The sequence below is a fragment of the Pseudoalteromonas sp. H103 genome (genome assembly GCF_001469205.1).
Lineage (GTDB): Bacteria > Pseudomonadota > Gammaproteobacteria > Enterobacterales > Alteromonadaceae > Pseudoalteromonas > Pseudoalteromonas carrageenovora.
Map to the genome: position 1 here is coordinate 176,092 of NZ_LOFG01000019.1, position 24,557 is coordinate 200,648.

14 protein-coding genes are annotated in these 24,557 nt (G+C 38.3%); all 14 read right to left on the reverse strand.

Annotation, left to right across the window (positions count from 1 at the left end; genetic code table 11):
* Window positions 1–11 precede the first annotated feature (11 nt).
* The 14 genes from ATS74_RS17505 to nhaC all read right to left on the reverse strand — a co-directional run bounded on the left by ATS74_RS17505 (window position 12) and on the right by nhaC (window position 24,489).
* Complete coding sequence (locus ATS74_RS17505; protein ID WP_058550146.1) at window positions 12–1,766, reverse strand: DUF3466 family protein; 1,755 nt, start codon at window positions 1,764–1,766, stop codon at window positions 12–14.
* A gap of 11 nt (window positions 1,767–1,777) precedes the next feature.
* Window positions 1,778–3,694, reverse strand: coding sequence for an ATP-binding cassette ATPase Uup (uup, locus tag ATS74_RS17510; protein ID WP_058550147.1), 1,917 nt, complete (start codon window positions 3,692–3,694; stop codon window positions 1,778–1,780).
* Window positions 3,695–3,709: 15 nt separating this feature from the next.
* The gene (locus ATS74_RS17515) at window positions 3,710–3,949 is read right to left on the reverse strand and encodes a glutaredoxin family protein (protein ID WP_058550148.1); all 240 of its coding nucleotides are present in this window, start codon (window positions 3,947–3,949) and stop codon (window positions 3,710–3,712) included.
* On the reverse strand, window positions 3,942–6,059 hold the full coding sequence (gene rlmKL / locus ATS74_RS17520) for a bifunctional 23S rRNA (guanine(2069)-N(7))-methyltransferase RlmK/23S rRNA (guanine(2445)-N(2))-methyltransferase RlmL (RefSeq protein ID WP_058550149.1): 2,118 nt from the start codon (window positions 6,057–6,059) through the stop codon (window positions 3,942–3,944). The genes ATS74_RS17515 and rlmKL overlap by 8 nt, the downstream gene beginning before the upstream one ends.
* Before the next feature lie 91 nt (window positions 6,060–6,150).
* On the reverse strand, window positions 6,151–6,681 hold the full coding sequence (locus ATS74_RS17525; protein ID WP_058550150.1) for a cell division protein ZapC domain-containing protein: 531 nt from the start codon (window positions 6,679–6,681) through the stop codon (window positions 6,151–6,153).
* Window positions 6,682–6,808: 127 nt separating this feature from the next.
* The gene (gene pyrD, locus ATS74_RS17530; RefSeq protein ID WP_058550151.1) at window positions 6,809–7,819 is read right to left on the reverse strand and encodes a quinone-dependent dihydroorotate dehydrogenase; all 1,011 of its coding nucleotides are present in this window, start codon (window positions 7,817–7,819) and stop codon (window positions 6,809–6,811) included.
* Between the two features lie 117 nt (window positions 7,820–7,936).
* Window positions 7,937–12,778: an NAD-glutamate dehydrogenase gene (locus ATS74_RS17535; protein ID WP_058550152.1), complete on the reverse strand. Its 4,842-nt coding sequence runs from the start codon at window positions 12,776–12,778 to the stop codon at window positions 7,937–7,939.
* A gap of 209 nt (window positions 12,779–12,987) precedes the next feature.
* A complete protein-coding gene (locus ATS74_RS17540) occupies window positions 12,988–15,309 on the reverse strand; it encodes an efflux RND transporter permease subunit (protein ID WP_058550153.1) in 2,322 nt (773 codons plus the stop codon).
* On the reverse strand, window positions 15,309–16,304 hold the full coding sequence (locus ATS74_RS17545) for a WD40/YVTN/BNR-like repeat-containing protein (protein ID WP_058550154.1): 996 nt from the start codon (window positions 16,302–16,304) through the stop codon (window positions 15,309–15,311). The genes ATS74_RS17540 and ATS74_RS17545 overlap by 1 nt, the downstream gene beginning before the upstream one ends.
* Before the next feature lie 132 nt (window positions 16,305–16,436).
* Complete coding sequence (locus ATS74_RS17550; protein ID WP_058550155.1) at window positions 16,437–17,801, reverse strand: DUF1329 domain-containing protein; 1,365 nt, start codon at window positions 17,799–17,801, stop codon at window positions 16,437–16,439.
* Between the two features lie 13 nt (window positions 17,802–17,814).
* Window positions 17,815–19,914 carry a DUF1302 domain-containing protein gene (locus ATS74_RS17555; RefSeq protein WP_058550156.1) on the reverse strand — a complete coding sequence of 700 codons (2,100 nt, stop codon included), beginning with the start codon at window positions 19,912–19,914 and terminating at the stop codon, window positions 17,815–17,817.
* A gap of 250 nt (window positions 19,915–20,164) precedes the next feature.
* Window positions 20,165–20,386, reverse strand: a complete 222-nt coding sequence (locus tag ATS74_RS19790; protein WP_082660679.1) for a DUF2835 family protein — start codon at window positions 20,384–20,386, stop codon at window positions 20,165–20,167.
* Window positions 20,387–22,981 carry an aminopeptidase N gene (gene pepN / locus ATS74_RS17560; RefSeq protein ID WP_058550157.1) on the reverse strand — a complete coding sequence of 865 codons (2,595 nt, stop codon included), beginning with the start codon at window positions 22,979–22,981 and terminating at the stop codon, window positions 20,387–20,389. It lies immediately after the preceding gene.
* A gap of 44 nt (window positions 22,982–23,025) precedes the next feature.
* Window positions 23,026–24,489: a Na+/H+ antiporter NhaC gene (gene nhaC, locus ATS74_RS17565; protein ID WP_171038409.1), complete on the reverse strand. Its 1,464-nt coding sequence runs from the start codon at window positions 24,487–24,489 to the stop codon at window positions 23,026–23,028.
* Window positions 24,490–24,557: the final 68 nt, after the last annotated feature.

Here is a 24,557-nt window from a genome sequence, read left to right on the forward strand (position 1 = left end):
TATTTTAGTGCTTAGAATCGAAATACACGTCTTAAGCCAACTAATGGTAATAGTAATAATGTATACCAAGGGAAACTTGCAGAGCTACGCTCGTACTCTTCAGCCTCAGGTGCAGCGCAATTTTCTACTTCACCATTAGCAATAGGCGTAAGTTTTACCGCGATTGCAACACTTTCGTATTCAATTTCACCGTTAACATCGGTTTCAATACCACCTAAAGTATCGCGTTTTTCAACCGTTTTAGTCGCTGTACCAAAAATTTCATTATTTTCATTAATTGATGTTGCTTCTACCATAGTGTAACCGTAGTCAGTTTCACCATCAGTATCATAACAAGGCAATAAATCATTTAAATTAGTGATGGTATCTTCACCAATTTTGTAAATAAAGGCTTCTTTTCGGCGTGTATTATCAGAAACACCTACTTCACCTTCACCAACAATATAACCTTGGTTGTTTATATCATTACCGTATGAGCTTGAACTTGAGAAATAATCTGTTGGAAACACAGTATTACCCGTTTCAATATCATGATAGAAAAATTTACTTCTTCTTGTACCCTCAATAAATTTAACTGCGTTACCAGTTATAACGTCGTTATCGTTGATGGCAACTGCACTACCAGAAATCCAATCATCTTCCTGATCTATAAAATCAGTTACTGCCCCATCTTTAAAATATACAGGCATAGTAATAATTGTATCGTCATCTTTGTAATAACGTGTATTTGAAGAACCTACAATTACACCATTTTCATTTATTGCTAAAGCAGTACTTGTAAATGCATCGTCTTCAGTTTCATCTTCATCAGGAGCAAGCGCTAAGCCTAGCTCTTCAAATGAAGTGATATTTAAAGACTCATCAAGCTCCCACTTAACTGCGCGTTTATTAAATAAACCTCGAGAAATATTAGAGTTTAATAAGTTAATACAAACGGATGTTGGCTCATCTTCATTATCACAGTTATCTTCGATATCTTCTTCTCTTTCAAGTGGAATATCGATAGATGCATTACCTACAACTGTGTAGCCACTGTTCGTTTTAATAATATCATTTGCGCGACTCGTACCGCCATATTCATTAAATTCTGGCTCTAGAGGTACTTGTACGCCAGTTGAACTTATCACGACACCACGTTCAATAAACTCATGGGTGAACCATGTTTCAGCATCATCTTCGTCATCAGGTGTAAAAGATACTTTGTCATAAGGCGCGCTGCCCCAACCAACCATTACGCCATCTTCACTAACTGCATTAAAAATATTTGTTGTTGAGCGTGTTAAGCCATCATAATCGACAGATGCTATATCAAATAACGGTTGCTCTGTTACTTGCTCATCTGAAAATACAACCCCAATTAAAGAGCTTAGTTTTTGGTATTCGAAGTTAGTTGAAATACCTAAAGAAGAACTCGATAAAAAGCTAACCATAAAGCTATGGGCATCTGGGTTTGTACTTACAGCATCATTATTATCAATATCATCTAGTGTAAATGTAATTTCTTTATCACTTAGTTCGTATGCCGCTTCTTCGCTGTCGTATGCACTTTCAACTACACTTTCACCAAAGTCTATGTAGCTGGTATCGATTGGCAAGTTATATAAGCCGTTTGCAAAGCCTATAATATGCCCGCTTTCGCTTACATCTGATACGTAAGAATATTTAGCGTCTTCAAGAGTCCCTAATTCACTTAACTGGTAAGTAGCACTTGTTGCAGATGTGCTTAATGTCGCTAAAATACTGGCAGCGAGTAATTTATATTTCATTTTAGTCCTTACTACTGATTCTTTAATTCTTCAAGTTCTTCCCAGCGCTCAAAGGCAGCTTCAAGGTCAGACTCAAGTTGTGCTAAATGGTTCAATGCTTTAGTGGTAACGTCACTGTCTTGTTTAAAAAAGTCAGGGTCACTCACAATTATTTGCTGAGCTTCTACTTCAGCCTCAAGTTGTTCCATTTTATTTGGTAGTTGCTCTAATTCAAGTTTTAATTTGTAAGAGAGTTTATTGCTTTTACTTTCTGCTTTAGCTACAGGTTCAGGCGCTGTTTTTTCAATTTTTTTTACAGGCTGCTGTTGTGCTGTTTTAGCTTGTTCAGCAAGATAATTAACATAGGCTTCATAATCACTGTAACCACCAACGATATCCGTTACTTTACCGTTACCTTCAAATGCCCAAACACTTGAACATGTATTATCAATAAACTCACGGTCATGGCTAACTATTAAGACCGTACCTTGATATTGATTAATAATATCTTCAAGTAATTCTAGCGTTTCAATATCTAAATCATTGGTTGGCTCATCGAGTACCAAAATATTAGATGGCTTTAAGAAAAGTTTTGCCAGTAGCAATCTGTTTTTTTCGCCACCAGAGAGCGCTTTAACAGGCGTGCGAGCTCGAGCTGGCGGGAATAAAAAGTCCTGTAAGTAACCAAGTACATGACGAGAACGCCCGCCCATCATTACTTCTTGCTTACCTTCTGCCACGTTATCTTGAACAGTCGCTTCTTCATCTAATTTTTGTCTGTATTGGTCAAAATAAGCAAACTCTAGATTTACACCTTGCTTAATTACACCGCTATCGGCTTCTAAATCCCCAAACAAAAGCTTTAAGAGTGTTGTTTTACCTATACCATTTGGACCCACTAAACCTATACGATCACCACGCATAACCAAAGTAGAAAAATCATCAGCAATTACTTTGTCTTTAAATGCATGATTCAAATGTTTGGCTTCAAAAACTAACTTACCTGAGCGATCAGCTGTTTCAATATTAAAATCTGTTTTACCAACTTGATCTACACGTTGTTTACGCTCGTTTCTAAGTTGCTTAAGTTCACGTACACGTCCTTCGTTACGTGTTCTTCTTGCTTTCACACCTTGACGGATCCAGGCTTCTTCTTCGGCAAGTCGCTTATCAAACAACGCATTTTGACTCTCTTCAACTTTCAAATCATGTGCTTTTTGTTCAAGGTACGTAGCGTAATCACCAGGGTAAGATATAAGTTTCCCGCGATCCAAGTCCAAAATACGAGTGGCAACAGCACGAATAAACGCACGGTCATGCGATATAAATACAATCCCACCCTTAAACTCTTTTAAAAATTGCTCAAGCCACATTACACTTGCCATATCTAAATGGTTCGTTGGCTCATCAAGTAATAATAAATCAGGCTCACTTACAAGTGCGCGAGCAAGTGCAACTTTACGCAACCACCCACCCGATAAAGACTCAAGCTTTGCTTCAGGTGTTAATTCTAATTGCGTTAATACTAATTGAATACGGCTATCAAAACGCCATCCATCAGCCGCCTCTAACTGATTTGATAAACGTTCAAGTTTATTGAGTAATTTATCTGTACATTCAGTTTGTAGTTGCGTGCTAACATGATGAAAATCAATGAGCAAATTAGCAATCTCAGGCATACCTTGGGCTACGTAATCAAATACTGTACCACTGGCGCCTTTTGGTGGATCTTGCTCTAAGCGAGATATTTTTAATCCACCTAATTGGTTAATTTCACCATCATCAAGAATAACTTGGCCATCGAGTATTTTTAAAAGTGTTGATTTACCAGCACCATTACGGCCAACAATACACACTCGCTCGCCGCTTTCAATTACAGCATCCGCATTATTAAGTAACGCATGAGTGCCAAAGGCAAGTTGTGCTTTTAAAATTCTAATTAAATCCATAGTTCTTATTTGCTCTTAATCTGCTTGCGTCATAAATTCACGTGCACTGTGTGCACTAAAAGGCCAATATAGTTGCAGGCCTTGTTCACTTTTTAATACAGGAATACGTGTTTGATACTTGTTAATAAGCTGCTCATCAGTAATTATATCAACCAATTCTAATGAGCTTGAGGTATCAAGCAAATTAGTAACTAGTTGCTCAGCTTGCTCGCACAAGTGGCATCCATCTGTATGATACAAAACCCATTTAGCCATGCGTAATTAACCAGCTATTGTGAATTTTTTTGTTGCGCTTAAAATCTGGCGATAATGTATTTTCAGAAATATTAACTGCTTTTAAACCTAAACCAATTAAGCCTACTTCATCCATAACAAACCCACGCTTGTTATTAGAAAAAATTAAGGTACCTGAAGGGCTTAAAATCTTTTTAACCCAAGTTAGTAACTTAATATGATCACTTTGCACATCGAATGCATCTTTCATACGTTTAGAATTAGAGAACGTAGGCGGATCTAAAAATATTAAATCGTATTGTGCTGTTGCGTGCTCAAGCCATTTTAAGCAATCGGCTTGCTCAAAACGATAACGTGTATTGCTTATATTATTTAAATCAAAGTTATCTTGTCCCCACTTTAAGTAGGTTTTAGATAAATCAACTGTAGTAATAGCCTTTGCGCCGCCAAGCGCTGCATGCACTGATGCGCTTCCTGTGTACGCAAATAAATTTAAAAAGCGTTTATCTTTAGCATTTTCTTGAATATAACGACGTACTAAACGGTGATCTAAAAACAGGCCTGTATCTAAATAATCAAACAAATTAACTTTGAATTTTGCGCCAAATTCTTCAACTACCATTGTACGATTTTGCTTTGCCATAGGTGTATATTGCTCTTCACCCTTTTGCTTTTTACGTACTTTTACAGCAATGTTTTCTGGTGAAATTTTTAACTGCTGTGCTGTTAAGCTAATCACATCTTGAAGACGTTTATCTGATGTTTTTTCATCGATTTCTTTCGGTGCTGCATACTCAAAAATAACAGCCGAATCGCCATATACATCTACGGCTACGTTGTATTCTGGAATATCAGCATCATATACACGATACGCTTGAACCTCATTTTGCTTCAGCCAGTTTTTTAACCCTTGCTTGTTCTTTTTCAAACGATTAGCAAACGACATAGAGCCTTCAAAGTTAAGTGCTGGCTTATCTTCAGTCGTCAAACTAACTTGCTTATCATCTAATTGATACAAATTAAGCTCAACATCAAGCGGTCCATTTTTAAACTTATAACGTTTAAGCCTAACTAGTTTTAACAGTTTAAATAAGCTCTCATCCATGCCCAGTAAAGCAAGTTTCCAGTGGTTAAAGTGCTTTTTAAAACCAACACCCATACTACGGTGTAAATTTACAAGCTCAGCCATAGAGCCAATCCGTTCGCCATAAGGTAAGTTTGAAATAACGACCCCAGGTAATTTAGCAACGGGTGTTAATTTAGTCGCATCGCTTTGTTTAAATTTAATAACAGTATCAAGCTCAGCGCGCTCAGCATTTGCTATGGCTTTATCGAGTACCTGCGCATCGTAATCGTGACCAATTAACCATAATTTAGGATCGGTAATTTGCGCTAATAGCTCTTCACGAAGTTGTTTAAATTTAGCAGCTCTAAAGCTTGGCAAACGCTCAAAAGCAAACCCTTCTCTAAATAAACCAGGGGCTTCATTGCGTGCCATGCCCGCAGCTTCTATTAAAATAGTGCCGGCACCACAACATGGGTCAAATAAAGGTTGGTTTACATTATCAAGCCAACCACTTCGTTTAATAAGTGCAGCGGCTAAATGTTCTTTAATTGGCGCTTTACCTTGACCTTGACGGTAACCACGCTCAGATAAACGCGGGCCAGAATAGTCAATATACATTGAAACGCCATGGCGATTAAGACGCGCAACAACGCGCACGTTTGCATCTTGTTTATCTACATTTGGGCGCTGCTCATATAAATCATTGAAATAATCTACAATGGCGTCTTTAATCACTAGTCCTGAAAACTGAGTGTTTTTAAGTGAGTCATTTGTACCATTAAAATCAACGGCAAATGTTTGTGTAGGACCAAACCACTCTTGCCATGGTTGTAAGCGAGCAAATTTGTATAGGCTATCTTTGTCGTTAACGCCTTCTTTTTCTTCGATAAGCATAAGCACACGCGTAGCAAAACGGCTTGATAAACACACCTTTTGCGCCAGTAATGAGTCAGCCTCAAAACGAACAGAACCCACAGTTTGCTTAGAGACAACTGCGCCAAGCTCTGTTAGTTCATCAACCAATAAATTTTCGATTCCGATAGAAGTAAGTGCGATAAATTGCAAAGTAATAACCCTTAATAGCTAATTGCGCAGGATTATAACATAGGTTGGGGAACAAACGCGCCATAAACACACGTATAAACGTTAAAATTGGTTATGCTGTTTGGCTTTGATATTGCTGGTTTAAAAGTGGGTGAACGCGATTATTAAGAACACGGATCACTTCAAACTGCTCAAGTGATAAATTATCATCAAGTTTAAAGTTTTCGTTCAAATTAATGCAAATAGAAGCATCAGGGCAATGCTCTACAATTAAGAATTCACCAATTTGGGCTTTAGAGGCAAGCTTAATGATTGCTTCAACACTTGGTTCATTACCGGTATATTCTTGAAAAAACCAGCTTTTAGCAAGTACAGGTTTTAAGTGAAATTTTACAGCTGTTGCATTTAACGCTATTTGGCATATTTGAGCAGGCTTATATAAATTAAAACCGTCTAAGTAATTATAAACTTGTTCGTAAAATGCAGCATCTTCAAGGCTAAAGCGAGGATTACTAAATACGCAGTCGGTAAGTTGTCTTAATTTATAAGGTGTGCGTAATTGCATATCATCGTCTAAATCGAGTAATAAACGATTTTGTTTAGGACAAGCAATCCACTGCCATTGCTTTGATGCTTGTAACATGTGCTCCTCCTTGGATAACGTAGTAGATAAATAATGCAATAAGCTTAAAGTATAACCGCTTTTGACCATTTTATAAATGCCTGCTTAGAACATTTATTGAACGATCAAAAGCTTAGATAACTGATCCTTATAAGCCGTTAACGATCGACTTGACCAATTGTGGACCTTTGTAGATGAACCCAGTATAAACCTGAACCAAATTTGCACCGGCATTTAACTTTTCTTTTGCTGATTGGGCATCATCAATACCCCCTACCCCAATTATTGGTAAGTTACCTTTGGTTAAGCGTTTTAATTCGCTAACTACATGCGTAGAGCGCTCTCTCACAGGCAATCCAGATAATCCACCCGCTTCATCAGCGTATTGTTGCCCCATTACTGCACTGCGTTCTAACGTGGTATTAGTTGCAATTACACCATCAATTTTATTACTTAATAATGATTCGCTTACTTGTGCTATTTGGATCTCATCAAGATCTGGCGCAATTTTTACAAGCATTGGCACTTGTTTATTGTGCTTTGCAATTAAATCAAGCTGCTCATTTTTTAAACTTTGCAATAAGTCATCCAGTGCTGCGCCGTATTGTAAGTCACGAAGTCCTGGTGTATTTGGTGATGAAATATTTACGGTAATATAAGAAGCATGTTCGAAAACCCTACGCATACAATGAATATAATCATCTTTACCTTGCTCATTAGGCGTATCTTTATTTTTACCAATATTAATGCCTAAAATGCCTGTATATTTAGCAGCTTTAACATTATTAACTAAATTATCCACGCCTTTATTATTAAAACCCATGCGGTTAATAATCGCATTTGACTGAGGAAGTCTAAATATACGTGGCTTATCGTTGCCAGCTTGTGGACGAGGTGTAACCGTACCCACTTCTACAAAGCCAAACCCCATTTGGCTAAAAGCATCAATACATTCAGCGTTTTTATCAAGGCCAGCTGCAAGTCCAACAGGGTTTTTAAACTCTAGTCCTAAAAAATTTACCGGTTTATCTGCAATACTTTGAGACCAAGCTGCATTAAGCGGTGTATTAGAAAAACGACGAAGATTATTAAGTGCAAACTCATGTGCCCACTCCGCATCACGGGTAAACATAAAACGGCGAGCTAAATCATAAAACATCAATATAATCCTCTTTAAATTGCAGACAAAAAAATACCTCAGACAAGGCTGAGGTATTATATAGCAATTTTAAAAATTAACTGATTATTTACTAAATAAATAACCGTTAAAAGTTAGTTATTTGCATGGAGTATCACAGTTATGGCTTAACAGCATCAATTCACGAAGTGCTACTGAGAACTTAGCAAAGTCATGGCTTTGCGATGTTTTAAACTCAGCAAGCATTTGCTTCCAGCGCTGAAGCAATAAATCTTGGCTGTCCATCCATTGATCAATTTGTTTATCAACATCGTTGTCATCGCCTTCAAAGCTATTAAGAACAACTTCTGACAATGTACGTTGCTGCCAATCAAGTTCTTCACGATATGAAGAACGAGCCAGAGCTTGCCAGTGATTAGCAACAGGCTGATGCGTTATTTGATCTAAGAACCAATGCAGGCCCATACGCGCACCTAGTTTAAAGTAGGTGTTTGATACCATAGAAATATTTTTACTTGAGCTATTAGCTATTTCTGCTAAATCCATTACAGAGAATAAACTAGATAAAGACACAATACGCTTAGCGATATCTTCAGGTACACCGCTTTGAGCTAGCTTATCTGATTCAACAACTATACGTTCATTCTCTTTTTCGACCATGTAAGAATTTAAGTTTTCACTCAAGTCTTTAAATACTGGTGCAAAGTATTCGATTGATTGTTCAATAGTAAGTGCTTTATTACGATGACGTAAGAACCAACGTGTTGCGCGGCGAACCGTGCGGCGAAGTTGGTAAAGCATTTCTGTTTGAACTGATGCTGGAATTTTATTATCAAGCGCACTGATAGAAGACCAAGTATCGCGCATTTCAAATATTTCACTGGCAATTGAATAACACAATGCTATTTCAGCTTCGTTAGCGCCTGTTTCTTCATGCATACGTACCATGAAGTTTAAGCCCATGTCATTAACGATATTATTAGCAAGTTTAGTCGCTATAATTTCTTTACGCAGTGGATGATTATTCATCGCATCGTTAAATTTCTCACGTAGAGGACGTGGGAACGATTTAACAAGTAATTGGCGGTAATAAGGGTTTTCAGTAATTTCTTCTGTTACTAAAGACTCTTTTAATACCATTTTTGCGTAAGATACTAGTACAGAAAGCTCAGGGCGAGTTAAGTCTTTACCCGCTGCTGCACGTTCAGCTAATTCTTCATCGCTTGGAATAAACTCTATAGCGCGGTTTAACTTGCCTTCTTTTTCAAGAGCATGAATAAAGCGAATTTTTTCTTTAAGGGTGGAAGCCCCTTTAGACTGCGTGATAGAAATTGTATGCGTTTGACGGTAACAATCTTTAAGTACTAATTCAGACACTTCATCAGTCATCGAATAAAGCAGCTCATCACGCTGTTTACGCGTTAAATCACCTTCAGCTACTAAACCATTTAATAAAATCTTGATGTTAACTTCGTTATCTGAACACGCTACACCACCAACGTTATCAATAAAGTCTGTATTTACACGTCCGCCTTTAGCAGCAAACTCAATACGACCTAATTGAGTGGCGCCTAAGTTACCACCTTCACCAATTATTTTAGCGCCTAACTCTTTACCGTTGATACGTAGTGCATCGTTTGCACGGTCCCCTACATCAGCATCGGTTTCTTTAGAGTGTTTAATGTATGTTCCAATTCCGCCATTCCATAATAAATCAAAGTTCATCATTAATGAGGCTTTCATTAGCTCATTAGGTGTCATGCTTGCTTTTTTAGTGCCCAACATTTTTTTCATTTCTGGGCTAAGCGTAATTGATTTAGCAGCACGAGAGAAAACACCACCACCAGCAGAAATTAATTCTTTATTGTAATCTTCCCACGATGAACGCGGTAAATTAAATAAACGCTCACGTTCTGGGTAAGACGTAGCTGCATCAGGATTCGGATCAATAAATATGTGCATGTGGTTAAATGCTACTTGTAAACGAATATGTTTAGATAACAACATACCATTACCAAATACATCCCCTGCCATGTCACCAATTGCCACTACAGTAAAATCGGTAGTTTGACAGTCAATATCCATTTCACGGAAATGACGTTTAACAGACTCCCACGCGCCTTTGGCGGTAATACCCATTTTCTTATGGTCGTAACCTACAGAGCCGCCTGATGCAAATGCATCACCTAACCAGAAGTTATATTCATTGGCTATGCCATTTGCGATATCAGAGAACGTAGCGGTTCCTTTATCGGCTGCAACAACTAAATAAGCATCGTCTTCATCGTGGCGAACAACATCTCTAGCAGGCACAATTTCGCCGCGCTCAATGTTATCAGTTATATCTAAAAGCCCACGAATGAATATTTTATAACACTCTTGGCCTTCTTTAATAAACGCCTCGCGTTCACTTGGTAGCTGTTTACATACAAAACCACCTTTAGAGCCTACAGGTACAATTACTGTATTTTTAACTTGTTGCGCTTTAACTAAGCCTAGTACTTCAGTACGGAAATCTTCACGACGGTCTGACCAACGAAGTCCACCACGAGCAACTTTACCATAGCGTAAATGCACACCTTCAACGCGCGGAGAATATACAAAAATCTCAAACGCAGGAAGTGGAAGTGGTACATCTGGAATTAGGCTTGGCTGTATTTTAAACGACACATACGATTTAAACTGCCCTGCATCATCTTTTTGGAAATAGTTAGTACGTAACGTAGCAACAATCATATCTACGTATAAACGTATAATACGGTCATCATCAAGGTTTGCTACGTTTTCAAGCTCTAGGTATATTTGAGTACTTAATTTTTCGAGAGTTTTAGCACTCGCAGGGCTTTTAACTGAGAACTTTTTAGCAAATAAATTTACAATTTGCGCTGCAATATTAGGGTAATTTGCAAACGTACTTTCAATGTAGCTTTGCGAGAAAGTAACACCGATTTGGCGCATGTACTTAGCGTAAGCGCGTAAAATGGAGGCTTCACGACCTGTTAAGCCGCCCATTAACACCAAACGGTTAAAGCCGTCATTCTCTAAGCGGTTTCCCCAAACGTTAGTTAACGCAGCACGAAAACGTGCTGAAATTTTATCAAAGTCAGCCATCCCTTTGCTATCGATTAGCATCGAGAAGTCCATGATCCAATTAATACGCCCATCGCTTGTTTTAACTGAATACGGCGTTTCGCCAACAACGCGTAAGCCAAAGTTTTCAAGCATTGGCATAACATCAGATAAATGAATTGGCTCATCTTTATGAAATAAGCTCAAACGTACAATATTGCTGTTAGCTTCTTCTTGTGGACGGTAAAACAGCATTTCTAACTTGTTTTCGTCACTAAGTAATTCTAACTTTTCAATATCTACAACCGCAGCACTTGGCAATACTTCATCTTTATATGAGCGTGCAAATGCATTACAGTATTTACGGTTTAAATCGTTACCACGTGCTTCGCCTGCAGATTCTAATAGTGCAGATTGTAGTTTGTCTTCCCACGTTCGCGCAGCTTCTACTAAATTGTTTTCGATGTCTTTCACGTTATATTCGATATTGTTGTCGGTCACACGAACGGTGTAATGAGTACGCGCAAGTGTTGACTCAGAGAAATAAGTAGTAAATTCGACTTTATCGTCAGAATTAAATGCATTAGCTAAAATATCTTGGGTTTCACGACGCAGAGCGGTGTTATAACGCTCACGCGGAACGTAAACCATACAAGATAAGAAACGGCCATATGCATCTTTACGTACAAATAAGCGACACATGTCACGCTCTTGTACTTGTAAAACGCCCATAGCAACTTCTAAAAGTTCGCTTTCGCGTGCTTGAACTAGTTCGTCCCGTGGGTAGGTTTCTAAAATATTTAATACCGCTTTATAAGCATGAGTGCCTTTAGCAAAGTCACACATATCCATAATACGATTAATTTTACTTTTTAATACAGGTACATCAGCTGCACTGTTATTGTAAAAACTTGAAGAGAACAAACCAATAAAGCGGTCTTCGCCAATAACATTCCCTTCATCGTCAAAACGTTTAATACCTACGTAGTCGATGTAAGCCGGGCGATGCACGCGAGAAACGGAGTTAGTTTTTGTTAGAATAAGTAAATTGCTGCTGCGAGCTTCTTGACGAGCGACTTCAGGTAACTCTGATAATAAACGTGAATGCTCTTCTGTAGAGTTTTTCATCAAGCCTAGGCTTGTGTCCATTTTACCTTTTAATTGGTAATCACCTTGAACTGGGCATAATTCATATTCACGGTAGCCCATTAGCGTAAAGTTATCTTTAGCTAACCAGTCTAAAAACTCTGTTGTTTCTGATATTTCGTGTTTGCTTTTTTTGTGATGACGTTTAGGTAACTCTTTAATTACCGAAACTAACTTTTTACGAATTGGCTGCCAATCATCTACAGCAATAGAGACATCAACTAATACAGACTCAAGTTCTTTTTTGAAAGACTCAATCACAGATGTATCTGTTTGACGGTCAATTTCAATGAAGAAAACAGTTTTGGTTGATGTTGATTCTTGTTCTGCTTTTAAATTTGATAAGCCAGAGATTTTTGCATCACTATCGCGTTGAATTTTTAATGGGCAGTGAAGTAATAAGTGAGAGGCAATATTTTCGCGCGTCATGGCCATACGCACTGAGTCTACTAAAAATGGCATGTCTTTCGTAATTATCTCTACGATAGTGTGTGACGACTGCCAGCCGTCTTTTGCCACTTCAGGATTAAAAACGCGAATAAAAGCGTCATCAGTGGTATTTTTTTCTAGCGAATTCCAAAGGCTTAGTGCTGCGCCATAAAGGTCACTATCGTTGCGGTGTGCCAAATCCTCTTTAGACATATTGCTGTACAAGGCTTTGGCGAATTTTTCAACGAGTAACACATTATCAGCGTGAACTTTTTTCTGGATAAGCTTACAGACATTATCTAAGATAACCGAGGCTTGGCCTTCATTTCGTGTCATTGTATGTTCCTTAATCTATTGCTGCTAAAAAGCAGAATATTTGTACAGCGATTTATTAGTGTGGAGTCAGCTAAATTCTAACCCTTTTACAGCTAATAAACAGCCTTTTCGATGAAAACATTTTAAGCATTTCAGCTATTTGGTCATCTATTCACAAATTATAGATATAAATGGCCTATACAGGCCATTTAGGAGCAAAATTATTCACATTATTTTTTCTGGTCAGTCCAGAGCAAGCTACCAATTGCAGGTAATAACAGCACTGCACCTAACATATTCACTAAAAACATGAAGGTTAACAGTATGCCCATATCAACTTGGAATTTAAGATCTGAGAAAATCCAAGTACTCACACCAATAGCAAGTGTGATCCCCGTAAAGAGTACTGCACTGCCTCGCTCTACAAGTGCATTTCGATAAGCGACACTAAGCGGTACATTTTGCTTAAGCTGCCCCATCATCGACGACAATATATAAATACCGTAATCAACACCAATACCAACGCCTAGTGCAATTACTGGCAAGGTAGATACTGTTAAACCAATTTCTAACTGCACCATTAAAGCTTGTGCAAGGGTTGATACAATATAAAGTGGCAGAACAACTGCTATCGTTGCTTTTACACTTTTAAAACTCAGTAAACACAAAATGATTACAGCGCCATACACATAAAGCATCATAGGGATTTGCGCCGCTGATACTGACTCATTTGTTGCCGCCATAACACCTACAGGGCCTGAAGCTAATCTAAAGGCTAATTTGTCTGTGCCCTCTTCTTGTGCAAATTGCTTAACGCTTTGAATTACCGTATCGATTGTTTGTGCTTTGTGATCATCTAAAAATATAATCACTGGCATAACAGAGCAATCACCATTTAAAAGCCCGGTACTGGTTTCTACACGCGCTGTTGATTGAACTAAGCTTGCAGAATTACGTGGTAGGCTTTGCCATTTTAAATTCCCTTCGTTATAACCTGCGTTAACAGATTGCGCTACAGAGCTTAAGCTCACAGCAGATTGCACCCCAGTTACATTTTCAACTTTATATTGAAAACGACTAATACGCTGCATAACATCGTGTTCAGTACATGCGGCTGGGTACGCCTCTACAATCACTTTTAAGATATCTGATGAAATTGTGTATTTATCTGAAATTAAAAAAGTATCTTGGTTATAACGAGCATCTTGATGTAATGATGGCGCGCCAGCATGCAAATCACCAATACGCATCTTATCTGCCTGCCAATAACCCAAAGCAAACAATACAAGCGTAAATCCAATGATCATTTTAGCTATTTTAGGATCGGTTGCTTTAACTAAAACGTCTCTAATTTTATCTAGCATATTTGGTTTTTCGGCATCGCCCGATTGAATATGGACGCTGTTTTCAAAATTCATATATGAAGCCCATACAGGCAGCAAGATTAAATTAGTAAAAATAATTACAGCAACACCTAAGCTTGCTGTTATCGCCAGCTCGCGAATAATACCAATATCAATGGTAAGTAAAGTTAAAAAGCCAACTGTGTCTGAAAGTAGTGCGATACCACCCGGTACTAGTAAAGCTCTAAAGCTTGATTGACAGCAAACACGTGTAGTTTTTCCTTCACCCACTTTTTTGCCAATAGCATTTATCATCTGCACGCCATGGCTCACACCTATGGCAAATACTAAAAACGGGACCAAAATAGACATTGGGTCTAGTCCAAACCCTAAGCTAGAAAGCAATCCTAACTGCCACACTACGGCAATAATTGAACACGCTATAGGTAAAATAGTCAGCTTTAAGCTACCGCAAAATAACCAAACCATAATAAAGGTAAAAGCAATCGCAATTGCAAAAAATAAGACAACCCCTTTTGCACCCTCAGCAATATCGCCGGCCATTTTTGCAAAACCAATAATATGAATACTCACTTTATCAGTGCTTAACGGCTCACGTAAGTCGGTTTCAAGTTTTTGAGCAAACGCTAAGGTATCTAGTTTTTGCTGAGTCTGCGGATCAGTTTCGAGTAATTGAGCGCTCACCATGGCACAAGAGTAGTCACTTGCAATCATGCGTCCTACTACTTTAGCTTTTTCGATGTTCTCTTTAACAACACCTAAACCACGTGCATCAGCTTTAAAGTTTGCAGGAATAATTGGGCCGCCAGCAAAACCATCCTCTACCACTTCAACAAAACGAGCACTTGGAGAAAATATAGAGTTTACTAATGGACGGTTAACACCAGGAATGAAATAAAGTTGATCGTGTACTGCTTTTAATTGAGTAAAAAACTCAGGGTTAAAAATATTACCGCTGTCGTCACATACCGAAATTAAAATACTATTAGCGCCGCCAAACTGTTTTTCGTGTTTGGTATACACTTTCATATAATCGTGATTTAACGGGATGTTTTTATTAAATGACGCATCAAGTTGAATCTGAGTTGCTTTAAATACAAGCAAACACGTTATAAGTGCAAAACTTATAAGCATAATTAAGCGATGTCTAAAAATCGCCTTTTCAATAAAATCGAGTAACTTATGCATTAAGGGGTTAACTCCTTCACTTTAATGCCGTCTTCAGTCGCCATAATTAGTTTATTATTTAAAATTGTGCCATCAAGAATGGCTTTACCGTCGGCGAGTTGTTCATGCGTTAATAATCCATCCTGTAGATGAAAAATAACACCACTGTTAGCTAGCATCAGCCATTGTTTATTATTGTAATTAATAATGCTGTTGATGGTGGCTGTTTTAATATTTTCGAAATGCTGCCATTGCTGTTCATTATTTTGCTTAACAAAAACATTACCACGAAGTCCTGCTACAATTTCTTGTTCGCTATCAGAGGCAAGCGCAAAAAATGAACCTGGGTATATTTCTTCAAGTCGAACCCAAGTTTGCCCATTATCGGTGCTTGTAGCCATTAAACCCATTTCACCAACGAGCATTAAACCATTATCTGTTTTTTCTATACGGTTAAAATGAGGTAAAATAGAGGCAGTTTCAGCTTCATAGCCTTCAGGGTCAGTTTCTTTTAAATCGTTGAGATAGTCTCTATCTTCACTAAATAATAGCGAGTCTAAAAAGCGTTTTTGCCAATGCTTTCCACCATCACTAGTATGATAAAACATGCCGTATGCGCCGACTGCAAAACCGTTTAAATCGTCTTCAAATAAAATATCGAGGCAAGGTTTGTCTAATTCAGGTTTAACTTGTTGTAACTGCCAGTTATTACCGCCATCAGTCGTATTAATGATTGTAGCGTCGTGCCCACAAGCCCAACCCTTTTTTTCACTGCTAAAATCAACAGCTGTTAATAGCACTTGAGTTGGTACAAGTTCAGCTTGTTGCCACTTATCGCCTGATAGGCTCTTTATTACTGTGCCATGTTTACCAACTGCAATTAAGCCATTACCTGTATCTGTAATATCAGTTAATAGCGTTTTATCTGCATTAATTGCACTGATTGCATTTTGAGGAGCTTCTTGTGCAACACTCGCACCGCTTATAATCAGGCTGGCATATACCAAATACTTCATAAATTTTAATCGCCTTGAACGAGATAATTGTTTGTCTTTATATACTGAGGAAAACGTTGCGCGATTTGATATTAGACAAACGCGATGTGAAAGGAAAAGGCACTTAACTAAAGTTAAGTGCCTAATTTATTACTATCTTCCAGCGCGACGTAGAGCGCTTGATGTAAATTCGTTATCATTAAACGACTGTGAAAAATCGTACATTTTTTCTTGGTTATCTAAACCAATCGCTAAATAACGACGAGAATTCAAATCGTGATAAACTTCAAGCGTACTCCATTGTGTAGGTACTTCGTAATAGTTAAGACCATAAGCCATAGCTACACGATAAAGTTGGTCGCGGTTATCATAAATATCCGTAACCTGTACTTGCCAGCTATCTTCATCAATATAAAATACACGTTTTTTGTATATATGGCGCGTATCATCTTTTAAGTTTGCTTCTACAACCCATACACGATGTTTTTCGTAACGTGTATGTTCTGGGTTGATATGACCTGGTTTTAAGATGTCATCATACTCAAGCTTGTCGCTGTGAAGTTTATAGCTGTTATACGGAATATATAACTCTTGCTTACCTTTTAACGTCCAGTTGTAACGATTTGGAGAACCGTTAAACATATCAAAGTCATCAGTTGTACGTAAGCTATCAGCTGCTGTACCTGGTGCATCATAAGCTACGTTAGGTGCACGGCGCACGCGACGCTGGCCTGAGTTATAAGTCCATGCTTGACGAGGTGTTAAAATTTGGTCCATTGTTTCATGAACTAATAACGCTGTACCCGCTAAACGCGCAGGCTCTGTAACGCTTTGTTTAAATTTAAACAAAATGTTTGAGTCTTGAAGCTCTGCAGGTGTTGCACTTGGATCAGAATATTTAACTAATAACTGCTCATCAAAACCTACATAATTGTAAGAGCCTGATGCTGTAGGCGCCGCTTGACCGCCAAAGCGTTCAATTGACTGCCCACGATAACGCAATAAATGGTTCCAAATTGCTTCTAAACCCGTTTGAGGAATTGGAAAAGGAATACCTATAGCAGTATTTTTAATCCCATTCCCACCTTCAACTAACTCAGCAGTAGCAGAAAACTTTTTAGTTGCATCATATACAAACTGAGGGTATGACGCAGAACGGCGAGTTTCATACACAGGCATTTTAAAAGTGTCAGGGTATGCTTCAAATAATGCAATTTGACCTGGGCTTAAGTTAGCTTTGTACTTATCGATATTTGTTTTATCAATAGTAAAAAGTACTTTGTCTGCAGTATATGGGTCTAAATGATGCATGCCAGGCTCATAGCCTTTTGGTGCAGTTGTAATTCCGTTGTTCCAAGCTGGAATAGAGCCATCTGCATTAGCTGCTTTTTCAGCACCCAATGGGGTTAAGTCTTGTCCTAAACGAGCAACTTCATCAGCGCTCATTTTTGCCAATGCGGCACTGCTTGCAAATAAGCTACAAAATGCGGTAGCGATGAGGGTAGGTTTTTTAATCATAGTAATGTTACCCCTAGATTGAATATTTTAAGTTAAAAGAAACGTAATCGCGGTCTGAGAAGGTATTAATACCACCGCCACCCCAAAATGAGTTATAGCTTACATCTAATGACCAAGCATTTTGGTAGTTAAAGTTCATAGTAGCGCCTAAAGACTTACGATCTTCGATAAATAAGAACATAGGATCTGGCGTATTACCATTTACGTCATGAGAAAATACAAAACGTGGAGAGAAGTTAATACCGTTGTAAAGGTTAAAATAATCACCTTTAGCAATAAGTCGGTAACCCCAAGATGATGCTGTCGCAAATGACTTTTGCTCTGCACCGTTTGAAAGGCCTAGTTGTAACGTAGAGTAATCAGTTGTTCCTGGGCCTGTAATAACACCACTGCGACCGGTACCTGACACATTTAGGCGCATTTCATCGTAGCCTGGCATATCGTGAATTTTAACTGCACCCACTTCACCAACTACAGCCCAGCTATCAGCACCTAGTGAAGGGCCAAATAAATGAGTTGCCGTAAACTGAATTTGCGATGTATCGCGTTCAATATAACCTCTAGCAACTTCACCTGCAGCAACAGAACTTACCGCATCGCCTATACTCATTTGCGAAATACCCGCAAAATCAGGACGAATACCAGCAACAGCCAATTGCTCAGGCATAGCTGTGTAAAGAAGCTCTACGTCATCAATTTGTAGAGGTTCATCTTGCCTAAATGCAAACTCACCCGCAAAAGCTGTTTCACCAATTGTCGTATTAAAGCTTAAACCATAAAGCTTGATGTCTTCTGGGTATTCATTTTCAGCTTTAGAAAACGCAGTTAAATCAGCTACATTATCTGAGGTGATTTCTGTAGTCATGATCATCGCTAAATCTTGCGCAATAGATGCATTGGAAAAGTTTGATACACGACCTGAAATCAGAGGACGACGACTGTGGTAATTTACATGATAAAGTGCAATTTCTGTATCGTTCCACTCAGGTAAAAACATACCTAAACGTAAACCATATTGACCACCATCATCAGGCTCAGATTTACCATTATCGCCTTTACCTTTAAGCGCAACTTTCGTTGGGTACGATAGGTACATGCTTGCAAGTAATGCTTGGCCTTGTGCACTTGCAGGATCAATACCCTGCGCCGCAGCTGCCATTGCAAAATCAGACGTTAAGTTATTTAAGCTATCCGTTAAAAAAGCAACGTCAATATCTGGGTTTGAAGTAAAACCAAGTTGAACATTTTGTTGATAACCATTTTCTGCTGCAAAGTCATTTGTAGAAAAGTACGTACCCGCTGCAGGGAGGCGAGTTTCATGCCACTGGTACTGGTAAAAACCTTCAAGTGTAATATTTTCGGTAATACCAAGTGAGGCCCAAAGCATGCCTACCGGAATAAATGCTTCTTTAAGCTCAGCACCTGGGGCTTTTAAACGATCTATATCAACAGGGTTTACGTTAATACCATGAGATATAAGTGTGCTTTCACCCCAGTTAACTACTTGTTGACCTAAGCGAATTGATAATGGGTTATTCCCGTCGTTTAAATCAAAATTAGCCCAAACGTATGCATCTAGTAAACGGATATCTGCACAGCTTTGCTCTTTTGTATCTTTATCGTCACACGGGTCAACACCTTCACCAGAAGTTGGGTTTGAATAAGCGCGATCACCATCCATCAACTCAAAATCATAAAAGTACATAAAACGTGTGAACAAACCGTAATTATCTTTAGTTATTGAAAGGTCGTGTGTTCCTTTTAATAATTTTGAGAATGAATCACCGCTATCAAAGTTTAAGTTACCAGCATCACCGTTGTTAGAATAAGAGCCTGGTTGGGCCCAAACGTCTTGTGATGAATATATAGTGCTATTTAGTGCTGGGTTGTAACCTGACCAGTCAAATGCTGGATTGTTACTTTTACCAATAAGACTGAAGTCTCTATCTTCAACACGGATACTTTGGCCATATGAAAAGGTTGAATCGAAGGTGATATCAAAACCTCCAGCTTCAAATGTTGCAGCGTGTGAACTTGCTGCTGATAAACCTAAGCTAGCGGCTGCTAAACCTATAGCGATTTTGTTTTTAACAAAAAGCGATCTTCTTATCATTGTGGTTCCCCCCTGTCGCGGGTCATTTTGTGTGATCAAGTTATTGTTTTTAGTGTAATCGTAACGATAGAAGCGAATTAAACAAATTACAAATGGTCGCATTCAATCAGTTATTTATATTTCTTAGCTGACGTTTACGTATTGGTAAGACGTCATACCAGATAATTTATACACGTAAATTAACAATAGAACAAATTGAAATTAACAAAAAGATAATATTTTTATTGTTTTATAACATAAAAACCGAGTGTTAGGCCACTCGTTCAAGGCGGATAAATTTATTCTCAGGGGTGAGCAAAATTCTAAAACGGCCTCGTATACCTATGCTTGATATAAAGGGCCTTAAATGAGTAGCAGCAAAACGAATTGTCTTGCCGCTATCTTCAACTACCTGTAATGAGCTAAAACGACCATGGTAGTAATCCATACATTCGTTATAGCTCAATCTAATACTAAAATAATACTCAATCATTTATGCGAGCGCTTTTTCTACCTTTTCATAAAGATCGTCACTCAACCCGTCAAGGTCAGCTAAGCGTTGTAACTGCTGTTTCATAGCTTGAGAGCGTGCATCATCATAGCGCTTCCATGACATAAATGGTGTTAGCATTCGTGATGCATTCTGCGGATTTATAGCGTTAAGCTTTATCAGTAAATCGCCTAATAGTTCATACCCTTTACCATCTGCACGATGAAATTGTGTAGTATTAAAATGGCTAAAGCTGCCTACAAGGGCACGTACGCGGTTTGGGTTTGAAAAATCAAAACATGGGTGTTCATACAACGCTTTAATGTTATCTATGGCATCTTTGCCCGACTGCATTGCTTGAAGCGCAAACCATTTATCCATAACTAATACATCATAGCGCCATTGGCTATCAAAATGACTCAAAAGAGTGTGTTGAATTGGATTTGATGCTTTTACAGCAGCACTTAAGGCGCTTAGCACATTGGTCATGTTGTTTGAGTTTGCAGCTTCATTAATAAACGTAATAGCTTCCGTTTTTTGTGTTTTAGCAAGGTAATGCAAACATAATTGTTTTAAAGCACGGTTTGCAACAGCACTTGCGCTTACACTGCCATCATCTTGAAGCGAATTATAGCAATTAACAAACTCATCACTTAGCTCATCAGCAATTTGCTGCTCAAATGTATGGGTTACTTTTATTATTTCATCAACAGGAATTACATCAAATTCAGCAGCTAATGTGTCAAAGCTTGGTATTTTAAGTAATTCAGCAATTAACGCTAAATCACCCTCTTTAGTACTAATAAGTACACGAAGTGCATTTATTATATCAGCACTTAATGCGCTATTACTTGCATCACTAATTTGTGATTTTACAGCTTTAATAAACAGTTGTTGTTGCGCATCCCAGCGAGAAAAGTCACTACGAGCAAAGCGCATTATATGCAGCAGCTCGGTTTGCGTAGTTTGTTGAGTCAAAATACAAGGCGCAGAAAAATCCTCAAGTAAAACGGCAACAGGCTTAGTGGCTATATTATCAAAACTGAACGTTTGTATTTTGCTTGTAACATTAAGTACGTGATCTTGCTTTTCCCCTTTGTACTCAAGCTCAATACTTTGTCCATTGGCATCTAAAAGCTCAATGGCAAAAGGAATATGTAGAGGCTTATTTTCAGGCTGATTGCTAGGTGCACACTGCTCTATTATTAACGAGTATGTATTTGTGTCGTTATCAAAGCTTTGTTCTACATTTAATCGAGGAGTTCCTGATTGGCTATACCAATGCTTAAATTGCTGCAAATCGACACCTGACGCATCACTCATGGCACTTACAAAATCATCACAGGTGACAGCTTGCCCATCATGTCTTTCAAAATACAGAACCATCCCTTTTTGAAAGCTTTCTTCCCCTAATAAGGTATGCATCATGCGTATTACTTCAGCACCTTTATCGTAAACGGTAACGGTGTAAAAGTTATTCATTTCTATTACTTTTTCAGGACGTATTGGATGTGCCATTGGGCCTGCGTCTTCACTAAACTGGTGAGTACGCATTACTTTTACTGCATCAATACGGTTGAGGGCACGAGAGCCTATATCACTGCTAAATTCTTGATCCCTAAAAACCGTTAAACCTTCTTTTAACGATAACTGAAACCAGTCTCTGCAAGTAACACGGTTACCCGTCCAGTTGTGAAAGTATTCGTGACCCACGATTGACTCAATCGTATGGTAATCTTTATCTGTGGCTGTTTCTTGATTTGCTAATACACACTTGCTGTTAAATACGTTTAGCCCTTTATTTTCCATTGCACCCATATTGAAAAAATCTACGGCTACAATCATGTAAATATCTAAATCATATTCTAAGTTAAATCGCTCCTCATCCCACTGCATTGCTTTTTTAAGTGACGCGATAGCATGTGGTGTTTTAGATAAATTACCTTTATCAACAAATAATGCAAGCTCAACATCTCTACCACTTTTAGTTTTGTAGGTATCTTTAAGTACATCAAAATCACCCGCTACAAGAGCAAACAAGTAACTTGGCTTTTTAAATGGGTCTTGCCACTTAACAAAGTGGCGGCCATCTTGTGTTTCTCCACTGTCTACTTGGTTACCATTGGATAGTAGTTGCGGGTATTTTTTATCTGCAATAATGGTTACATCAAATGTAGCAAGCACATCTGGTCTATCCATGTAGTAAGTTATTTTTCTGAAGCCTTGCGCTTCACACTGGGTACAATAAGCACCACCAGATAAATACAACCCCTCTAGTGAGGTATTAGTTTGCGGAGATATTTCAGTCACAATGCTTAATTGGCACTGCTCTGGCAGATTATTAATAATAAGTTGCTCACCCACTATTTGGTAATCCGTTATAGCAGCTCCCCCTACAGATAAAGACACTAAGCGTAAATCTATACCATCAAGCACTAGCGGCGTATTGTTATTATCGGCACGCTGAAGAGTAAGTAAAGCCGTCACTCTAGTTGTGAGTGGTTGCAAGTCGAAAGTGAGCTCAGTGTGCTCAATTAAAAAATTTGGGGCTTTATAGTCTTTTAAATATTGCGCTTGAGGCTTAGTAGGTGCAGTCATAAATACTCCAAAAAAAGCTCCTTTAAATAAAGGAGCTGTTTAGTTTAAGCTGATTGCTTAGGTTTAATACGTAAAATTTTAATACCTAAATAGGCATAAACAATCGCTAAGAATGGGTTAATCAAATTAAAGAAAGCATACAATGCATAGTCAAATGGGTTTATTAGTAAAACACTTTGCATATAAGCACCACATGTATTCCACGGGATCAGCGGGCTTGTAATTGTGCCACCATCTTCAAGCGTACGAGATAAATTTACGGGCTTTAGGCCACGTTTTTCGTACTCGTCTTTAAACATTCGTCCAGGTACAACTATAGCTATATATTGATCAGCTGCAATAATATTTGTACCCACACACGTAGCAATAGTAGAGGCTATTAAAGACCCTGTACTTTTAGCAACTTTTAATATGCTCTTAACAAAAATGTCTAACAACCCTGTTTTTTCCATAATAGCGCCAAACATAAGCGCAGTCATTATAAGCCATGTGGTTGTAAGCATTCCTGCCATACCACCACCACTTAATAATGAGTCCATTTTGTCATCACCAGTATCTACACTAAAACCATCAAAAAAGGTTGTCCAAATTAGTTTAAAGTAACCCACTAATTGTCCTTGAGATACATCAATTTGACTCGCAATTAAGTCTGATTGAAACAACATTGCCCATACTGCACCAACAACAGCTCCAATGGAAATAGCAGGAAAAGCTGGCATTTTTTTAATTGCTAATACTAATAGGACAATAAGTGGAATGAGCATTTCAAAACCAATATTAAAGTTTTGTTGTAAAATTACTGTTATTTCTTCTATTCGCCCTGCTTCACTCGAAGCAGTGGCATTAAAGCCCATAAATATAAATATAATCAGTGCAATTACAAAGCTAGGAACGGTTGTCCATAGCATGTGCTGTATGTGCTCAAATAAATCAGCGCCTACAACTGCTGGTGCTAAGTTTGTTGTCTCGGATAGTGGGCTTAATTTATCGCCAAAATAAGCACCCGATATAACTGCACCTGCGGTAACTGTTTGCTCAAGCCCGAGGCCAGTTGCTACACCTAACAAGGCAACACCTATAGTAGCTGCTGTCGTCCACGAACTACCAATACTCATAGCTACAATGCCACAAATTAAACAGCTCGCTGCATAAAACCAACTAGGGTTAATAACCTGTAGGCCATAATAAATTAAAGTGGGTACAGTACCCGAGAGTAACCAAGTACCAATTAAAGCACCCACCATCAATAATATTAAAATTGCACCAAGTGAAAGTGTAATTCCCTCAATCATTGCTTGCTCAAGTTTTTTCCAGGTATAACCATTTTTTAGGCCAATTAAAGCGGCTGCAAAAGTAGCAAATAAAAGTGCAATTTGGTTAGGGCCTGATGATGAGTTATCACCAAATAAATATACAGCGGCACCGAGTAAGCAGATTAATACAGAGATGGGAATTAGTGCATCAAAAAACGAGGCGGGCTTAATTGGTTTATCTTCCAATGGCTTCAAAATAGAGACTCCTACACACATTCGCTGCGTGTTTAATTATTATTTTTGAACGGTTAACGCATAAATTG